Annotated in this window: 17 protein-coding genes; 9 read left to right on the forward strand and 8 right to left on the reverse strand. The window is 70.3% G+C overall.

Annotation, left to right across the window (positions count from 1 at the left end; translation table 11 throughout):
* Positions 1–4: 4 nt before the first annotated feature.
* From ACH3VR_RS14930 to ACH3VR_RS14945, 4 genes are all read left to right on the forward strand, one after another.
* Entirely contained in the window at positions 5–385 is a 381-nt protein-coding gene (locus ACH3VR_RS14930; RefSeq protein ID WP_397557110.1) for a CU044_2847 family protein, read from the forward strand.
* A 90-nt stretch (positions 386–475) separates the two neighbouring features.
* Complete coding sequence (locus ACH3VR_RS14935; RefSeq protein ID WP_397557111.1) at positions 476–1,150, forward strand: DUF2306 domain-containing protein; 675 nt, start codon at positions 476–478, stop codon at positions 1,148–1,150.
* Complete coding sequence (locus ACH3VR_RS14940) at positions 1,147–2,271, forward strand: sensor histidine kinase (RefSeq protein WP_397557112.1); 1,125 nt, start codon at positions 1,147–1,149, stop codon at positions 2,269–2,271. The genes ACH3VR_RS14935 and ACH3VR_RS14940 overlap by 4 nt, the downstream gene beginning before the upstream one ends.
* On the forward strand, positions 2,268–2,924 hold the full coding sequence (locus tag ACH3VR_RS14945; protein WP_397557113.1) for a response regulator: 657 nt from the start codon (positions 2,268–2,270) through the stop codon (positions 2,922–2,924). Before ACH3VR_RS14940 ends, ACH3VR_RS14945 begins: the two co-directional genes overlap by 4 nt.
* A gap of 16 nt (positions 2,925–2,940) precedes the next feature.
* Here ACH3VR_RS14945 and ACH3VR_RS14950 read toward each other — a convergent pair whose 3' ends face one another.
* Positions 2,941–4,224 (reverse strand): ATP-binding protein, encoded by a 1,284-nt coding sequence (locus ACH3VR_RS14950; RefSeq protein ID WP_397557114.1) that lies wholly within the window; start codon positions 4,222–4,224, stop codon positions 2,941–2,943.
* A 91-nt stretch (positions 4,225–4,315) separates the two neighbouring features.
* On the opposite strand from ACH3VR_RS14950, the gene ACH3VR_RS14955 reads away from it, so the two are divergent.
* Positions 4,316–5,155 (forward strand): siderophore-interacting protein, encoded by an 840-nt coding sequence (locus ACH3VR_RS14955; protein ID WP_397557115.1) that lies wholly within the window; start codon positions 4,316–4,318, stop codon positions 5,153–5,155.
* Positions 5,156–5,243: 88 nt separating this feature from the next.
* Here the strand turns inward: ACH3VR_RS14955 and ACH3VR_RS14960 are convergent, their stop codons facing one another.
* Positions 5,244–6,719 carry a DHA2 family efflux MFS transporter permease subunit gene (locus tag ACH3VR_RS14960; RefSeq protein ID WP_397557253.1) on the reverse strand — a complete coding sequence of 492 codons (1,476 nt, stop codon included), beginning with the start codon at positions 6,717–6,719 and terminating at the stop codon, positions 5,244–5,246.
* A gap of 62 nt (positions 6,720–6,781) precedes the next feature.
* Entirely contained in the window at positions 6,782–7,402 is a 621-nt protein-coding gene (locus ACH3VR_RS14965; RefSeq protein ID WP_397557116.1) for a PadR family transcriptional regulator, read from the reverse strand.
* Positions 7,403–7,494: 92 nt separating this feature from the next.
* Here ACH3VR_RS14965 and ACH3VR_RS14970 point away from each other — a divergent pair, with 92 nt between their 5' ends.
* Positions 7,495–7,833, forward strand: a complete 339-nt coding sequence (locus ACH3VR_RS14970; protein ID WP_397557117.1) for a TfoX/Sxy family protein — start codon at positions 7,495–7,497, stop codon at positions 7,831–7,833.
* A gap of 17 nt (positions 7,834–7,850) precedes the next feature.
* Positions 7,851–8,744: a phosphoribosylaminoimidazolesuccinocarboxamide synthase gene (locus ACH3VR_RS14975; protein ID WP_397557118.1), complete on the forward strand. Its 894-nt coding sequence runs from the start codon at positions 7,851–7,853 to the stop codon at positions 8,742–8,744.
* Between the two features lie 13 nt (positions 8,745–8,757).
* Here the strand turns inward: ACH3VR_RS14975 and ACH3VR_RS14980 are convergent, their stop codons facing one another.
* Positions 8,758–9,648, reverse strand: coding sequence for an LLM class F420-dependent oxidoreductase (locus ACH3VR_RS14980; protein ID WP_397557119.1), 891 nt, complete (start codon positions 9,646–9,648; stop codon positions 8,758–8,760).
* Between the two features lie 146 nt (positions 9,649–9,794).
* Here ACH3VR_RS14980 and ACH3VR_RS14985 point away from each other — a divergent pair, with 146 nt between their 5' ends.
* A complete protein-coding gene (locus tag ACH3VR_RS14985) occupies positions 9,795–11,129 on the forward strand; it encodes a uracil-xanthine permease family protein (protein ID WP_397557120.1) in 1,335 nt (444 codons plus the stop codon).
* A 141-nt stretch (positions 11,130–11,270) separates the two neighbouring features.
* Positions 11,271–12,152, forward strand: coding sequence for a VOC family protein (locus ACH3VR_RS14990; RefSeq protein WP_397557121.1), 882 nt, complete (start codon positions 11,271–11,273; stop codon positions 12,150–12,152).
* 112 nt (positions 12,153–12,264) lie between these two features.
* On the opposite strand, the gene ACH3VR_RS14995 is transcribed toward ACH3VR_RS14990, so the two are convergent.
* From ACH3VR_RS14995 to ACH3VR_RS15010, 4 genes are read right to left on the reverse strand one after another with little or no spacing between them, the layout of a single operon-like run.
* Positions 12,265–13,278 (reverse strand): LacI family DNA-binding transcriptional regulator, encoded by a 1,014-nt coding sequence (locus ACH3VR_RS14995; RefSeq protein WP_397557122.1) that lies wholly within the window; start codon positions 13,276–13,278, stop codon positions 12,265–12,267.
* Between the two features lie 21 nt (positions 13,279–13,299).
* Positions 13,300–14,769, reverse strand: a complete 1,470-nt coding sequence (locus ACH3VR_RS15000) for a GH1 family beta-glucosidase (RefSeq protein WP_397557123.1) — start codon at positions 14,767–14,769, stop codon at positions 13,300–13,302.
* Positions 14,770–14,801: 32 nt separating this feature from the next.
* Entirely contained in the window at positions 14,802–15,722 is a 921-nt protein-coding gene (locus ACH3VR_RS15005; RefSeq protein ID WP_397557124.1) for a carbohydrate ABC transporter permease, read from the reverse strand.
* Entirely contained in the window at positions 15,719–16,810 is a 1,092-nt protein-coding gene (locus ACH3VR_RS15010; protein WP_397557125.1) for a carbohydrate ABC transporter permease, read from the reverse strand. Before ACH3VR_RS15010 ends, ACH3VR_RS15005 begins: the two co-directional genes overlap by 4 nt.
* Between the last annotated feature and the right edge of the window lie 49 nt (positions 16,811–16,859).

Raw genomic sequence — 16,859 nt, forward strand, 5'->3', positions numbered from 1 at the left:
CCCGATGCAGCTGGTGACGTACACGACCGCCGAGGGCGAGGAGATCACGATCCAGGTGCCCGACGCCCAGCCGTCGGGCGAGTTCGTCACCCGCGGACGCGGCGGTGTCATCACCGGAGAGGAGACCGTGCAGCGAGCGGAGCAGGGGCTGGACGGCGCGCTGTCGCGCATCCAGCCCGCCGTGCGGTCGCTCATCACGAAGCTCCGCTCGGAGACCTACGACCCCGACGAGATCCAGGTGGAGTTCGGCATCCAGCTGAGTGTGGGCGTGGGTGCGTTCATCACGGCCGGCACGTCATCCAACTTCCGCATCCTCATGACGTGGACGCGCCGGCCCAGGATGATCCCGGACGAGCTCGACCTCCTGCCGACACCGGACGCCTGAAGCATCGGCGCGGGCATCGGCCGATCGGACGAGGCATCGCGGACCGGACGGCCGATGCGGCGCGGCATCCCGTCCCGCGAGCATGGCGGCATGACCACCGCCACCGCCGCACGGACCACCGCCCGCCGAGCCCCCGAGTGGCTCGCGCCGGCGGGGCTGATCCTCCTGAGCCTCGTCCCCATGATCGCGGGCGCCTCCCGGCTCACGCAGCTGTCGACGGGCGCGACCGTCACGCCCGACAACGCCCGCTTCTTCGACTCGCCGATCCCCGTCGTCGTGCACATCGTCGGCTCGAGCCTCTTCATGCTGCTGGGCGCGCTGCAGTTCGCCCCGTCGCTGCGCAGGCGCCGCTGGCACCGCATCTCAGGGCGCATCGTCGCCCCGGCCGGTCTCGCGTCGGCGCTCTCCGCCCTGTGGATGACGCTCTTCTACGCCTTTCCGTCCGCGGTCACCGGGCCGGGGCTCTCGGCGATCCGGATCGTCCTGGCCCTCACTATGGCCGGTGCGATCGTCGCCGCCTTCATCGCCATCCGCCGAGGCGACGTCGCGACCCACGGCGCGTGGATGACGCGCGCTTACGCGATCGGGCTCGGCGCGGGCACGCAGGTGCTAACGTTCCTGCCGTACACGCTGCTGATCGGCACGCCGCCGCCCGTCGTGCACACCCTGCTCATGGCGGCCGGCTGGGGCATCAATCTCGTCGTCGCCGAGATCGTCATCCACCGCCGGGCGCGCGCCGGTCGCGCACCTATCATGAGGGCATGACGAGCCCGGTCCGCGCGCTCTGGGACGCGCCCGCGGCCTTTCCGGCGCCGCCACGGCGAGTGTGGCGCGACTGGGTGCTCGTCGGCGCGATCCCCGTGCTCGCCGTGGTCGAGGCATCCCTCCGCCCCGAACTGCCCTGGCGCTGGCTCTGGGTCGTCGTGCTCTCCGGGCTCGTCGTGACGCTCCTGTGGCGTCGTCAGCGGCCCTTCACGATGCTGGCCGTCGCCTTCGCGATCGGCACCGCCGTGAGCATTCCGACCGGCGGCGACCCGCAGGCCTTCACGACGGCGTACTTCCTGATCCTGCTCTACGCCGTGTTCCGGTGGGGATCCGGGCGCGCGATGCTCTTCGGAGGCGCTCTCGTCGCCGTGGGAACGGCGCTCACGTTCGTGGCGCGCACGCCGGCGCCGACCGATCTGGTCGGCGGCATCGCCGTCGCGGTCGCAACGGCCGCGCTCGGCGTCGCATTGCGGTGGCGCAGTGCCTCCCGGGCGCGCGAGCTCGACCGCGTGCGGCTCCTGGAGCGGGAGCAGCTCGCGCGCGACCTGCACGACACCGTCGCGCACCACGTCTCGGCGATAGCGATCCAGGCGCAGGCGGGTGCGACGGTCGCCGCGACGGATCCGGATGCCACGGCCGACGTGCTGCGCACGATCGAGGGCGAGGCATCCCGCACCCTCCGCGAGATGCGCGCCATGGTCGGAGTGCTGCGCGCGAGCGATGCCGCCGCCCTCGCCCCCACGCCCGGCCTCGCAGAGCTGCGCAGTCTGGAGCGAGCGGATGCCCCCGCCGTGACCGTGCGCGTCGACGGCGATCCCGGCTCGGTGCCGCCGCCCGTCGCCGCCGCGGTGTTCCGGCTCGCGCAGGAAGCGGTGACGAACGCACGGCGGCACGCGCGGAGCGCGTCGAAGGTCGAGGTCGAGGTGGGCGTCGACGCCGACGGCGTGCGCGTACGCGTGCACGACGACGGCCAGGTCTCGGCATCCGGTGGTCCCGGGTTCGGGATCCGGGGCATGCGCGAGCGCGCGGCGCTGTTCGGCGGCTCGTGCGACGCGGCGCCCGATCCCGCGGGCGGCTGGACCGTCTCGGCCGCCCTCCCGCGCACGGGGTGGACCGCATGACGGTGCGTGTGCTGATCGCCGACGACCAGGTGCTCGTGCGGACCGGACTGCGGATGATCCTCGACGCACAGCCCGGCGTCGAGGTGGTCGGCGAGGCGGCCGACGGCGCGCAGGCCGTCGCGCTCGCACGTGAGATGCGTCCGGACGTGTGCCTGATCGACATCCGGATGCCCGTCATGGACGGGCTCGAGGCGACACGGCTGCTCGCCGGGCCCGACGTCGCGGATCCGATCCCCGTCGTCGTCATCACGACGTTCGACCTCGACGAGTACGTCTACGCGGCGCTGCGCGCGGGCGCGCGGGGTTTCCTGCTCAAGGACGCCGGCGCGACGCTGCTCGCCGAGGCCGTGAACGCGGCGGCGCGCGGCGATGCGCTCATCGACCCGACCGTGACGGTGCGGCTCATCGAGGCCTTCGCCGGCAGCGAGCGCCGGTCGGCGGCTCCGCCGTCGAGTCCTCTCACGGAGCGCGAGGAGGCGGTCGTGGCGCTCGTCGCGCAGGGCCTGGGCAACACCGGGATCGGCGACGAGCTGCACATCTCGCTCAGCACGGTCAAGACGCACCTCGCGAGCGCCATGACGAAGCTCGGCGCCCGCAATCGCGTCGAGCTCGCGATCTGGGCGCACGAGCGCGGGGTCGACACGCGGCGCTGACCGACGGAACCCCGGATCAGAGCCGCGCGTACGAGTCGATGTCGTCGACGAACTCGTCGGCGGTCTCCTCCGACACCGTCGCCCGGGTCGCGCCGAGTGCTTCGAGGTAGTCGGCCGTCGTGAGCGCGTCGGAGTCGGCAGCATCAGGATTGCGCAGCGCCTCCGCGAGCGCGGCCTGCGAGGCGCGCCGCGCGGCGTACTCGATGTCGGCGGGCGTCAGCCCCTCGCTCGCCTCGACGAGCAGCTCAAACGCCACGGTCTCGGCGATGGCGGGCGGGACGTAGCGGGTCCAGATCGCGCGTCGCGCCTCGGCGTCGGGCAGCCCGATCGGGATGACGTAGTCGAAACGGCCGTGGCGGAGGAATGCGGCATCCAGTGCCCGCACGAAGTTCGTCGCGCAGATCAGCAGGCGTCCTTCACGCTCGCGGAACTCGGCGACGAGCTTGAGCAGCTCGTTCGTGACGCCCTGCGTCGGCGACGGCGGATCGCCGCGCCGGCGCGAAGCGATCTCCTCGACCTCGTCGATGAAGACCACGGCGTGCTCGAGGTCGCCGATCGACTCGAACGTCGCGCGCAGCCCTGCAGCCATGCCCTTGGGCGAGTCGCCGAGGCGAGATGGGAAGACCTCGACGAACGGCCAGTCGAGTCGGGATGCCACGGCCTTCGCGAACGTCGTCTTGCCGGTTCCGGGAGGACCGAAGAGCATGACGGCGCGCGGCGGCACGACGCCGAACCGCTCGGCGAGGTCGGGGCGCGCCAGCGGCGTCACGAGGCGCTCCTCGAGCAGCTCCTTCTCGTGCTGCATGCCGGCGACCGCCTCCCACAGGTGCCGCGGCATGATGCGGCCGCCGACCTCCTTGAGCAGGTCGAGCTCGCGGCGCTGCACGGGCATCTGGCGCTCGAGGTAGCGGAGCCGATGCTGCATGCCGAACCCGTTCTGCGTCAGAGCCTCGACGGGGTCGCCCTCGCCGGCCACCAGGACCGACAGCTTCGCCAGGCCGAGCGTCGCCATCCGCCGCTCGAGCGCGTCGAGCAGGGCCGCACCGGACCGCTTCGCGACCTCTTCGTCGACCGTGCCGAAGAAGACGATCCAGCCTTGCGCGTGCGCCGCCCGGCCGACCGCCGCGCCGACGATGCGATCGCCGCGCACCGCGACGACGGCGTGGTCGACCTGGCACGACGCGATCACCTCGGCGAGCGAGTAGACCGGCGTCGCGACGGCGTCGTGCACGGTCTCCCAGAGCCTGACGATCCCGTCGAGGTCGTCGTCGTGGAAGTCGCGGATATGCGTTCGGCTCATGCCTGTCACCATACGAGGCACGGTGCTCCTCGTCCTACAACGTGGTTTGCTGGAATCGGGTCGCTGCGTCACGCGATCCAGAGGAGTCGTCATGACGGATGCCACGATCTCGCCGTTCTTCCGCGCGGGAGACCGCCACCGCTTCACGGCCCGCGAGGCCACCGTCGTGGCCGTGTCGCGTCCCGTCGACCAGTTCGTGCGGGTCACCGTGACGGGCCCCGACTTCGACGATTTCGTCAGCACGGGACCCACCGACCACACGCGCGTGTTCTTCCCCGACCCGGTGACGGGCGAGCTGACGGCCCCCCGCGCCGCGGGACCGGGCGAAGAGGGCATCGTCCGCCCCGAGGCCGCCATGTTCGCGCGCGACTTCACGCCTCTCAATCCGCGCCGGGAGGATGATCGTGTGCTCGTCGACTTCGACATCCTCCGGCACGTCGATCCGGGTCCCGCCGCCGCGTGGGGCGTGCAGGCGAAGCCCGGAGACCGTCTGGTGATCGTCGGCCCGAGGGGCTCGAAGAACGCGCCGCAGGAGGCGCCGCGCGTGCTCCTCGTCGTCGACCCGACGGCGTTCCCGTCGGCTACGCGCTGGCTCGCCGAGGTGGCCGCGACGACCCGCGTCGACGTCGTCGCCGACGTCGCGGGCGACCTCTGCTGGGTCGAGACGTACTTCCGCCAGGAGTCGGGCCGCGTCGATTTCACCCTCACGGCCGCCGGTCCCGATCTCGCCGAGGCGGCGAAGGCGTCGGGAGTGGATGCCGGCACCTTCATGTTCGCGGCGGGCGAGGCATCCCGGCTCATCCCCCTGCGCCGGTACCTGCGCAACGATCTCGCGCTCCCCCGCGAGCAGTTCGCGCTGAGCGGCTACTGGAAGAGCGGCACGGCGGGCTTCGACCACCACGCGCCGATCGACCCCTCCGACCCCGACTGACTCGCCACGGGGTCGAGCCTGAACCCCCGAGGAACGCCGAAGGCCCGGCATCCGTTCATGAGAACGGATACCGGGCCTTCGCCTCGCGTCACCGGCGCCGGGTCGACTCGGGCCGACGGAGGAAGCACACCGCCACAATTGCGACCAGCAGCACGGCTGCCGGCAGCAGGATCGACTGCGCCATGGCCGTCGAGAAGCCGTCGAGCACGAAGTCGGGGAGCTGGCCGCCCGTTCCGAACCCGCTCGGCGCACTGCTCGCGCCCGGCAGGTTCGCCTCGAGGCGTCCCTGCATGAAGGCGGCGATCGCGGCCGACCCGATGACCGATCCCACGGTGCGGGTCGTGTTGTAGATGCCCGCGCCCGCCCCCGCCTGCTGCGGGGCGAGGTTGCGGGTCGCCGTCGTCGCGAGCGGTCCCCACATGCCCGCGTTGCCCAGGCCCATGAGCGCCGACGGGAGCAGGAACATCCAGATCGGGGTGTCGACGTTCATGAGGCTCGAATACCAGAACAGCGAGACGGCGACGCACAGCAGCCCCGGGACGAGCAGGAAGCGCGGGTCGGTGCGGTCGAGGAGGCGACCCGCGAACGGTGCGAGCACACCCGAGAGCAGGGCCATCGGGATGAGCAGCAGCGCGGATTCCGTCGGCGTGAGGCCGCGTGCGAGCTGGATGAAGAACATGAGCGGCAGCGACATGCTCGTCACCGTGAAGCCGACCGCGGCGATCGCGATGTTCGAGACCGAGAAGTTGCGGTCGCGGAACAGTTCGAGCGGCACGAGCGGCTCGCTCTTGGTGCGCGCCTGCGTCCACACGAAGAAGACGATGACGAGCACACCCGCCGCGATCATGGCCCACACCCATGGCGCCCATTCGTACTTCTGGCCCTCCTGGAGCCCGAAGACGATGAGGAACAGACCCACGGCACTCAGGAAGACGCCGACCATGTCGAACTTGTGCGGGTGCGTCTCGAGCTTGGGCACGAGGATCCAGGCGGCGATGAAGCCGACGATGCCGACGGGGATGTTGATGAAGAAGATCCACTCCCACCCGAACCCGTCGACGAGCAGGCCGCCGACGAGCGGGCCGACGAGCGTGGCGACGCCGGCCGTCGCACCCCACAGGCCCATCGCCGCACCGCGGCGGCTCGCCGGGAACGTGCGGGTGATGACGGCCATCGTCTGCGGCGTCATCATCGCAGCACCGAGTCCCTGCACGGCGCGCGCGATGATGAGCAGCGTCAGCGTGGACGAGAGGCCGCAGCCGAGCGAGGCGAGCGTGAAGACCGCGAGGCCGATGAGGTAGATGTTGCGCGGGCCGAACCGGTCGCCGAGGCGGCCGGTGATGAGGAGGGGCACGCTGTACGCCAGCAGGTACGCCGAGGTCACCCACACGACGTTGTCGAGGTTGTTGGTGTCGGGGTCGAGGGCGGCCTTGATGGCGGGGTTGGCGACCGAGACGATCGTCGTGTCGACGAGGATCATGAAGAACCCGATGACGAGCGCCCACAGCGCGGGCCACGGGTTCTGCGGCCCCTTCGTCTTCAGAACGTCGGTGGAGGGCCCCATGGAGCGGGGCTGAGCGGATGCCTCGGCATCCGTCCCGGTTCCCGAGCTTGTCGAGGGATGAGTCATTGCCTTGCGGCCTTTCTTTCTTCGAGATAGCGCGCGGAGGGCACCATCGGCTGCCCCCACGCGAAGTCGTGGCGCTCGAGGCGCGCGATGAGCGCGTCGAGCCAGTCGATGTCGTGCGCGAGCATGACGGTCTCGCGGTCGACCTCGAGCAGGTACTGCTCGGGGACCTGACGTCCGCGAGCCGACTCACGTCCTGCGGAGAGCTCGGCGAGCACGCCCGCCAGCGCGATGCGCCGGCGGCCGAGCAGCTCGACGACCTCGTCGCGGTCGAGGTTGTGCGCCTCGGCGAGCGCGATGCGGAACTCGGCCGGGTGGTCGATGCGGGGCAGCTCGCGCCGCACCCATTCGCCGACCGCCTCCCGTCCGAGCTCGGTCTGCGAGTAGGTCGTGCGCTCGGGCCGGTTGCCCTCGCGGTCGATGCCGACCTCGGCGAGCAGGCCCGCCCGTTCCAGCCGGCCCACCGTGTGGTACAGCGTGCCGTTCGTGATGGTCACGAGCCGGTCGTCGCGCCGCTGGCGCATGAGCCGGATCATCTCGTAGGGGTGCATGTCCCCTTCGCCGAGCAGCGCGAGGATCATCACCCCCAAGGGGGTGATGCGGTCTACGGCGTCTCTCATGTGTCTTCTGATTGGTCGGGATCGATTGATCCGTATCGATTAGTCCATGTGGACTATACAGGATGTCGCACCCGAGGGCTAGCGTGTGGCTCATGAAGGACGACGCCGAGCGTGAGCGCGCGCACGCGATCTTCGACCCCATCGCCGACGAGTACCTCGCGAAGGACGGCGTCGACATCGGCGCGATGTTCGGCAGCGAGGGCCTGCGCGTCCGCGGGAAGGTCTTCGCCTTCATCGGGTGGAAAGGCAGCCTCGTCGCCAAGGTGCCGGAGGCGCGCGCCGACGAACTGGAGGCCGCAGGAACCGGCGAGCGCATGGAGATGCGCGGGCGGCCGGCGAAGGAGTGGGTGGTCGTGCCGACGACGAGGCCCGAGGCCTGGGCGCCTCTCATGGCCGAGGCGTACGCCTACCTCGACGAGATCACGCCCTGACTCGGGATAATGGCTGGGTGGCACACCCCCTCGAGCTCCCCGGCTGGCGGCACGTCTACTCCGGCAAGGTCCGCGACCTCTACGTCCCGGCCGAGGGCGACAGCCCTGACCGCATGCTCGTCGTCGCGAGCGACCGGGTCAGCGCCTTCGACCATGTGCTCGAGCCCGGCATCCCCGGCAAGGGCGTCCTGCTGACGACCCTGAGCCTGTGGTGGTTCGGCCGTCTCGCGGGAGCGGACGGCGGGCGCAGCATCCCGAACCATCTCGTCGCTCCGACCGAGCCGATCCCCGCCGAGGTCGCGGGGCGCTCGATGGTTGTGCGAAATCTCGAGATGCTGCCGGTCGAGTGCGTCGTCCGCGGCTACCTCACAGGGTCGGGCTGGGCCGAGTACCGCGCGCAGGGCACGGTGTGCGGCATCCCGCTCCCCGACGGCCTCAGCGACGGCGACCGCCTGCCCGAGCCACTGTTCACCCCCGCGTACAAGGCGCCGATGGGCGAGCACGACGAGAACATCTCGTTCGAGCAGACCGTCGAGCTCGTGGGCGCCGAGCGCGCCGCGCAGCTGCGCGACCTGTCGCTCGAGATCTACGCGCGTGCCGCACGCGCGGCGGAGGGGCATGGGCTCATCCTCGCCGACACGAAGTTCGAGTTCGGCGTCGACGCGGACGGCGTGCTGACGCTGGCCGACGAGGTGCTGACGAGCGACTCGTCGCGGTACTGGGATGCCGAGGCCTGGCGCACCGGCACGACGCCGACCGAGCGCATGGCGAGCTTCGACAAGCAGATCGTGCGCGACTGGCTCGCAGCGAACTGGGACAAGACGGGAACGCCGCCCGAGCTGCCCGACGAGATCGTCGAGCGCACCGCGGCGCGCTACCGCGAGCTCCTTCAGCTGCTGACGGCCGCCTGAGGCCGCGATTCGCTCAGCGGTCGGCGGGCCGGATGTCTGCCAGGCGCCCCGCGATCCGCTTACCGAACTCGCTGACGAACGCGACGGGGTCTGGTGTGACGTTGCGCAGCTGCACGTGCTCCACCCCGAGGGCGGCGAGCCGCTCCATGCGCGAGAGGAACGCGTCGGGATCGCCGAGCGGATCGAGCGCACCACCCTGCACGGTCTTCTCGATCGAGGCGTAGTCCCGTCCGAGCCGGTCGCAGTGGGCGCGCAGCACCGCAAGCTTGTGCTCTACCTCTTCGGGGTCGTTCACGGTCAGGTTCGAGATGTCGGCGTACTGGGCGACGAGGCGCAGCGTCTTGTGCTCGCCGTTGCCTCCGATCATGATCGGAGGTCGCGGCCGCGCTACGGGCACGGGGTGCGAGATCGTCTCGGCGAGCTGATAGTGCCGCCCCTCGTACGGCCCCTCCGCCTCGGGATCCCACATCTGCAGCGCGATCTGAAGGGTCTCCTCGAGGCGTTCGAACCGCTCGCGGAGAGGGGGATACGCAACGCCGAGCGCGAGATGCTCCCGTTCGTACCACGCCGCGCCGAGACCGAGCATCGCTCTGCCCGACGACAACACGTCGAGAGTCGTGACGATCTTCGAGAGCAGCCCCGGATGCCGGTAGGTCACCCCGGTCACGAGCGTGCCGAGTCTCACCCGGGTGGTGTGCGCGGCGGCGAAGCCGAGCAGCGTGTAGCCCTCCAGCATCGGGTCACGAGCCGTGCGGAAGCGCTCCATCTGGAAGTAGTGGTCCATCGCCGTGAACCAGGAGCCGCCGGCATCCTCCAGGGCTCGAGCCGTCGCCGCGATCGTCGGAGCGATGCTCACGGGCTCGCCCGGGAGGTTGAAATCCATGAAATGCACACCGAATCGCACGACGACCACGCTACCCACGTCGCGGCGGCGCCAGGCGGGATGTCGACGACTGAGTCGCCGCGGCGCCCCGGCGCGGGCGGCATCGCTCTCAGGGAACTCCCAGATAGGGTGACGTCAGCCTTCACCCCTGAGACCGAGGAGCCGCCATGGCTGTCTGGAAGCTGCACGGCGACGGCCGCACCGTCGAGCCCGGCAAGGTGGTGGGGCCCGACGAGCGCCTCGGCTGGGGCCTGACCGTCGCGATCGGGGTGCAACACGTCATCGCCATGTTCGGCGCGACGTTCCTCGTGCCCGTGCTGACCGGCTTCCCCGTGTCGACGACCCTGCTCTTCTCGGGAATCGGCACGATCCTCTTCCTGATCATCACGCGCAACAAGCTGCCCAGCTACCTCGGCTCGTCGTTCGCCTTCATCGCGCCGGTGACGGCGGCGACGGCGACGGCAGGGACGGGGTCGGCGCTCGCGGGCATCGTCGCGGTCGGCGTGCTGCTGGCCGCGATCGGCTTCGTCGTGCAATTCGCGGGGATCGGCTGGATCGACCGGCTCATGCCGCCCGTCGTGGCCGGCGCCATCGTCGCCCTCATCGGCTTCAACCTCGCGCCCGTCGCCTGGACGAACTTCCAGCAGCAGCCGCTCATCGGCACGATCACGCTCGTCGCGGTCATCCTCTTCAGCGTGCTCTTCCGCGGATTCCTCGGGCGCATCTCGATCTTCCTCGGCGTCGCCGTCGGCTACGTCGTCGCCGCGATCGCCGGCCAGATCGACTACTCCGCCGTGGAGAAGGCCGACTGGATCGGCTGGCCGACCTTCCAGTTCCCCGACTTCGTGTCGCCCGGAACGTGGTCGGTCATCGCGATGTTCCTCCCCGTCGTGCTCGTGCTCATCGCCGAGAACGTCGGTCACGTGCGCGGCGTCGCGACGATGACCGACTCGTCCGTCAACCGGCACACGGGCCGCGCCCTCATCGCCGACGGCGTCGCGACGACGGTCGCGGGCTTGTTCGGCGGCTCGGGCACGACGACGTACGGCGAGAACATCGGCGTCATGGCCGCGACCCGCGTGTACTCGACGGCCGCGTACTGGGTCGCGGGCGCGGCGGCGATCCTCTTGAGCCTGTCGCCGAAGATCGGCGCCGTCTTCAACTCGGTGCCGCCCGGAGTGCTCGGCGGCGTCACGACCGCCCTGTACGGCCTCATCGGCATCATCGGCATCAAGATCTGGGTCGACAACCGCGTCGACTTCTCGCGTCCCGTCAACCAGTACACCGCGGCCGTCGCGCTCGTCATGGCGATCGCGGGCTTCCAGGTCCAGTGGGGCGACTTCCAGCTCGGCGCGATCGTGATCGCCGCCGCCGCGGCGCTGCTGATCTACCACCTCGGCAACGCGATCGCGCGGTGGCGCAAGACCGGCGCCGATGACGGCGGCCCGATCCCCGCGGTCGGCCCGCTCGGCGGCGACCCCACGGATGCCCCCGTGCGCTGACCCCGCCCCGCCCCTCGCCGGACCGCGAGGCTACATCGGGTTGACGAGATCCTGGGTAATCCCCACGGTCTCGTCCAACCGATGTAGCCTCGGCGCCCGGCGATGGGAAGAACCGGGGATGCCGCGGCGTTGTCTATGCACATGCATGAAGTGATCGCGAACCAGGCCGACCGGCTCGCCGCCGACACCGCGATGGGCGCCGTGACGCTCCTGGTCGGCGACCTCGACGCCATGACGCGCTACTACCGCGACGCCGTCACGCTGCAGGTGCTCTCGGCCGACGGCGACACCGCGACGCTCGGCCGCGCCGGCCGCACCGTCGTCGTGCTCCGCCACGAGCCTGCGCTGCGGCATGCCACGCCCGGATCGGCGGGCCTGTTCCACACCGCGATCCTCTTCGAGACGCAGGAGGCCCTCGCCGCGGCGCTCTACTCCGTCGCGCGGCACGCGCCGGGGACGTTCGCGGGCAGCGCCGACCACCTGGTGAGCCAGGCCTTCTACTTCACCGACCCCGAGGGCAACGGCGTCGAGCTGTACTGGGACCGCGCCCGCACCGAGTGGTCGTGGGTGCACGGCCAGGTCGAGATGGCGACGCTCCACCTCGACCCGAACCGGTTCCTGCAGGAGCACCTCAGCGAACGCGCGGCCGACGGTGCGACGGCGGCGGACGCGGCATCCGTCGGACATGTGCACCTGTCGGTAGGCGACGTCGCGACCGCCCGCGACTTCTACGTCGGCGTGCTCGGATTCGACGAGACGGCGACGCTCGGCAACCAGGCCGTGTTCGTGAGCGCCGGCGGATATCACCATCACATGGCGATGAACGTCTGGAACTCGCGCGGAGCAGGACCGCGGATGCCGGCCCTCGGCCTCGGCCGCGTCGACCTGGCACTGCCGGGCGGCGACGCCCTCGGCGAGCTCGAGGAGCGTCTGCGCCATCACGGCTTCGCCGTGCGCGACGACGGCCGCACGGTCACGTTCGACGATCCCTGGAACAACACCCTGCTCGCCTCGGTGGCCTGACCCCCTCATCGAGCCGATACAGCCGCGTCGAGCCGATACGGCGCCGACCGCCTGAGCCGTACCGGCTCGTCGGAGCTGTATCGGCTCGCGGAAGAGGGCAAGCGACGCCGGGCTATGCCGAGGCGCGCTCGATCAGCTCGGTCTCCAGGATCGTGACGTGGCGTGGGTGCTTGCCGGCGAGCAGGTCCAGCAGCAGGCTCGCCATGTGCTCGCCCTGATCGAATGAGGGCTGGCGCATCGTCGTGAGCTGCGGCGTCACCGAGGTCGCCACGGGCGAGTCGTCGAAGCCGACGATCGCGATGTCCTCCGGCACGCGCAGCCCCGCCGCCGCGATGACCGACAGCGCGCCGCGCGCCATGAGGTCGCTCGCGATGAAGAGCGCGTCGGGGTGGGGTCCTCGGGCCAGGATGCGGCGCATCGCGTCGGCGCCGCCATCGGCCGTGAAGCCGCCCTCCTCGACGACGTCCTCGGCGAGCCCCGCCGCCGCGAGTGCCACGCGGTAGCCCTCCAGGCGGTCGACGCCCGCAGGCATCGTGAGCGGACCCGCGATCGTGCCGATGCGACGGTGACCGCGCGCGATCAGGTAGGTCGTGGCATCCCGTCCCCCGCGCACGTTGTCGACGTCGACGTAGTAGTCGCGCTCGCGCTCACGGACCGGCCGGCCGCCGTAGACGACGGGAACGGCGGCCGCGATGCGGTCGATGAAGGTGTCGCTCGTGTGGTGCGACACGATGATCGCACCGTCGACGGCGCCGCTGCGCAGGTAGCTCGTCGTCTTGTCGCCCCGGTCGTCGCTCGCGATGAAGAGGTTGAGCACGTAGTCGGAGCGGTTGAGGCGCGCGTTGATGCCCGACACGATCGAGGCGAAGAACGGGTCGCCGAAGAAGCGCGTCGTGTCTTCGGGCACGACGAGCGCGATCGCGTACGTCTGGCGGCTCGCGAGCGAGCGCGCCGCGCGATTGGGCACGTAGTTGAGCTCCTCGATGGCCCGGCGCACCGCTTCGAGCGCGCTCGGACTCACAGCGGTCGAGCCGTTCACGACGCGAGAAACCGTGGAGCGTGAGACGCCCGCCGCCGCGGCGACCTCCTCGATCGTCGCAGCGGCGCGTGTGGCATCCGTCGTCATGCGACCAGTCTCCCCCCGGAGCTACACGCCGGCGTCGGACGTTACACGTCCGAGTGCCCGCTCGGCGATGATCCGAGCGTATTCGCGTCCGCTGTCCTTGATCGAGCGCTCCTGGGTGTCGTAGTCGACGCGGACGATGCCGAATCGCTTCTCATAGCCCCACGCCCACTCGAAGTTGTCGAGCATCGACCAGTAGAAGTAGCCCCGCACGTCGACGCCGGCGTCGACGGCGTCGAGGATCGCGCCGAGGTGGCCGCGGAGGAACTCTGCGCGGTCCTCGTCGTGCACGCGGATCTCGCCGTCTTCGAGCTCGGGCACGTCGTCGTACGCCGCCCCGTTCTCCGTGACGTAGAGCACCGTGCCGGCGGGCGCGGCGTACTCCTCCGACACCCGGGTGAGCAGGCGCGTGAGCGCCTCCGGCTCGACCTCCCAGTGCATCGACGTGCGCGGCAGGCCGCGGTCGTACCAGTGGATGCCGTCCGACACGGGGAACGGGGAGTGCCCGACGCGATCGGTCGGAGCGTCGCCGCCCTCCGGCGGGTTCGGCGACGGCGTGCCGCCCACGAACTCGCCGTGATAGTAGTTCACACCGAGCGCGTCGATCGGGGTCGCGATCGTCTCGAGGTCGCCGGGGCGCACCGCGGCCTCGAGGGCCTCGATCGCGTCGGGGTGCGTTTCGCGGATGTCCTCGACGATGTCGGCGGGGTAGGCGCCGAGGAACACCGGGTCGAGGAACCAGCGGTTGAACTGGCCGTCGATGAGCCGCGCGGCGTTGACGTCTTCCGGCTTCGACGGGTCTGCGGCATCCGCCACCGTCAGGTTGAGGGTGATGCCGAGCTCGAGGTCCGCATCACGCTCGCGGAGCGCCCGCACGACCTGCCCGTGCCCGAGCAGGAGGTGGTGCGCCGCGAGCACACCCTCGGTCGCGCTGTAGTGACCCGGGGCGTGCAGACCGGCCGTGTAGCTGAGGAACGACGAGCACCACGGCTCGTTGAGCGTCGTCCACACCTTGACGCGGTCGCCGAGCGCATCGTGCATGTCGAGCGCGTATTCGGTGAACTTCTCGGCTGTGTCGCGGTTCGCCCAGCCGCCTTTGTCCTGGAGGGCCTGCGGGAGGTCCCAGTGGTAGAGCGTGAGCCACGGGAGGATGTCGGCCGCGAGCAGCTCGTCGACGAGCCGGCTGTAGAAGTCGACGCCCTTCGGGTTGAGCGCACCGCCGTCGGGCCGCACGCGCGACCACGAGGTGGAGAAGCGGTACGTCTGCAGGCCCATGCGCTTCATGAGCGCGACATCGTCGCCGTAGCGGTGGTAGTGATCGCAGGCCACATCGCCGTTGTCGGCGTTGATGACCGCGCCGGGCACACGGCAGAACGTGTCCCAGATCGAGGCCTTGCGGCCGTCCTCGAGCGCGGCGCCCTCGATCTGGAACGCGGCGGTGGCCGCGCCGAACAGGAAGCCGGTCGGGAACGAGCGCGCGTCGGTCGCGGTCATTTGCGAGGTGTCCTCTCTGAGAAAAGTCATCATCAGCCCTTGACTGCTCCGGCCATGATCCCACTCACGAGCTGCTTGCCGGCGAAGACGAAGAGCAGCAGGAGGGGGATGGTCGCGAGGATGACGCCCGCGAGCACCACCGAGTAGTCGATGAAGTAGTTCGACTGCAGGAGCGACAGCGCGACGGGAAGCGTCGGGTTCTGCCGGTCGAGCACGATGAACGGCCAGAAGAAGTTGTTCCAGGCCGTCACGAAGGTGAACAGGCCCAGCATCGCGGCCGCGGGCCGGGCGGCGGGAAGGCCCACCGTGAGGAACGTGCGGAACGAGTTGGCCCCGTCGACGCGCGCCGCCTCGATGAGCTCGTCGGGCACGGCCTGCTGCAGGTACTGCGTCATCCAGAACACGCCGAACGCCGTGACGAGCGCCGGCACGATGATGGCGCCGATCTGTCCCGTCCAGCCGAGGTCGGCGAACAGGATGTACAGCGGCACGACGCCCAGCTGCGTCGGCACCGCCATCGTCGCGATGACGAAGACGAGCAGCCACTTGCTGCCGCCGAAGCGCAGCTTCGCGAACGCCCAGCCGGCGAGGGTCGAGAAGAACACGACCGACAGGGCGATGACGGCGGAGCTCCAGATCGAGTTCCACAGGGCGACCCAGAAGTTCACCGCGGGGTCGTTGACGACCGCGAGGGCGTTGGTGATGAAGTTGCCGCCCGGCAGCCACGACATGTTGGGGTCGCGGATCGTGTAGGCGTCGCCCGACCCGATCAGGAGCGACCAGTAGTACGGGAAGACCGAGCCGAGGAGGAACACCCCGAGCACGCCGTAGACGATCCAGCCCGGGCGCGAGCCCTTGATGTGGCGAGGACGGCGGCGTCGGCGCGCAGCCTTGGCCTCTTCGGGGGTCAGCTCGTCGCGCGGAGCCAGGGGGATGGGGCTGACGGCGGTCATCGCGCCTCCTCCTTCTCGTGAGTGTGGGTCGCCACGGCCCGCGACTGCTCCTGCACCCGTCGCCGCGCGGCGCGCTCGGCGGCACGGCGCTCGCGGCGCGAGAGGGCGTTGCGCGACCCCTCGTCGCGCACGAGGCTGCGCGTGACGAACAGGTTGACGATGCCGATGACGAGGATGATGAGGAACAGGATCCAGGCGAGGGCCGCCGCGCGGCCGAAGTTCCACTCGCCCCACCCGATGTTGTAGAGCCAGAGGGTGATGGTGAGCCACTGCGAGTTGGGGCCGCCCGTGCCGTACTGGTCGTACATGCGGGGCTCGTCGAAGATCTGCAGGCCGCCGATCGTCGAGGTGATGATGACGAAGATGAGCGTCGGACGCAGGCTCGGGACGGTGATGGAGAAGAACTGGCGTGCCTTGCCGGCGCCGTCGACCGTCGCGGCCTCGTAGTAGTCCCGCGGGATCGCCTGCATGGCGGCAAGGAGGATGAGGGTGTTGTAGCCCGTCCAGCGGAAGTTGACCATCGTCGCGATGGCGATGTGGCTCGCGAAGGCGTTGGAGTGCCAGGGGATGGCGGGAAGGCCGATGTTCTGGAGCACCGTGTTGACCAGGCCGTACTTATCGCCGAACATCGCGCTGAAGATGAGGGCTACGGCGACGGGGGCCATGACGTAGGGCACGAGCACGCCCATGCGCCAGAAGGTCTTGGCCCGGATGTTCTGGTCGAGCATCGCGGCGATGAAGATCGCGACGGCGAGCTGCGGGATGCTCGACAGCAGGAAGATGCTGAACGTGTTGCGCAGCGCGATCCAGAACTTCGGGTTGGCGAGCACCCATGCGTACTGGTCGAAGCCGATGAACGTGCCGCTGTTGCGGACGAGATCCCAGTCCATGAACGAGATCACGGCCGTGTAGGCGATCGGGAAGAGCCCGACGATCACGAAGAGCAGGAAGAACGGCGAGATGTAGAGGTATGGGGAGAACTTGAGGTCCCAGTGGCTCAGGCGATGCCCGAAGCCGATGCGGCGCGGGGTGCGCTCGGGCTTCTCCTCGGGAGCCGTCGCCGACGGCGGCGTCAGGGTGCTGGTCACGTCGATCCTTCGCTGGACGGAGAGGTCGCGGGGGGGGGGGGGGGGGGTC

The sequence above is a fragment of the Microbacterium alkaliflavum genome (genome assembly GCF_044325405.1).
Classification (GTDB): Bacteria; Actinomycetota; Actinomycetes; order Actinomycetales; family Microbacteriaceae; genus Microbacterium; species Microbacterium alkaliflavum.

Excerpts from the sequence above, each read along its gene's own strand:
- ACH3VR_RS14955 (WP_397557115.1), top strand. The coding sequence starts at position 4,316 with ATGACGGATGCCACGATCTCGCCGTTCTTCCGCGCGGGAGACCGCCAC.
- ACH3VR_RS14935 (WP_397557111.1), top strand. The coding sequence starts at position 476 with ATGACCACCGCCACCGCCGCACGGACCACCGCCCGCCGAGCCCCCGAG.
- ACH3VR_RS14930 (WP_397557110.1), top strand. The coding sequence starts at position 5 with ATGCAGCTGGTGACGTACACGACCGCCGAGGGCGAGGAGATCACGATC.
- ACH3VR_RS14960 (WP_397557253.1), bottom strand. The coding sequence starts at position 6,719 with ATGGGGCCCTCCACCGACGTTCTGAAGACGAAGGGGCCGCAGAACCCG.
- ACH3VR_RS15000 (WP_397557123.1), bottom strand. The coding sequence starts at position 14,769 with ATGACCGCGACCGACGCGCGCTCGTTCCCGACCGGCTTCCTGTTCGGC.
- ACH3VR_RS14985 (WP_397557120.1), top strand. The coding sequence starts at position 9,795 with ATGGCTGTCTGGAAGCTGCACGGCGACGGCCGCACCGTCGAGCCCGGC.
- ACH3VR_RS15005 (WP_397557124.1), bottom strand. The coding sequence starts at position 15,722 with ATGACCGCCGTCAGCCCCATCCCCCTGGCTCCGCGCGACGAGCTGACC.
- ACH3VR_RS14995 (WP_397557122.1), bottom strand. The coding sequence starts at position 13,278 with ATGACGACGGATGCCACACGCGCCGCTGCGACGATCGAGGAGGTCGCC.
- ACH3VR_RS14970 (WP_397557117.1), top strand. The coding sequence starts at position 7,495 with ATGAAGGACGACGCCGAGCGTGAGCGCGCGCACGCGATCTTCGACCCC.
- ACH3VR_RS14965 (WP_397557116.1), bottom strand. The coding sequence starts at position 7,402 with ATGAGAGACGCCGTAGACCGCATCACCCCCTTGGGGGTGATGATCCTC.
- ACH3VR_RS14950 (WP_397557114.1), bottom strand. The coding sequence starts at position 4,224 with ATGAGCCGAACGCATATCCGCGACTTCCACGACGACGACCTCGACGGG.
- ACH3VR_RS14940 (WP_397557112.1), top strand. The coding sequence starts at position 1,147 with ATGACGAGCCCGGTCCGCGCGCTCTGGGACGCGCCCGCGGCCTTTCCG.
- ACH3VR_RS14945 (WP_397557113.1), top strand. The coding sequence starts at position 2,268 with ATGACGGTGCGTGTGCTGATCGCCGACGACCAGGTGCTCGTGCGGACC.
- ACH3VR_RS14990 (WP_397557121.1), top strand. The coding sequence starts at position 11,271 with ATGCATGAAGTGATCGCGAACCAGGCCGACCGGCTCGCCGCCGACACC.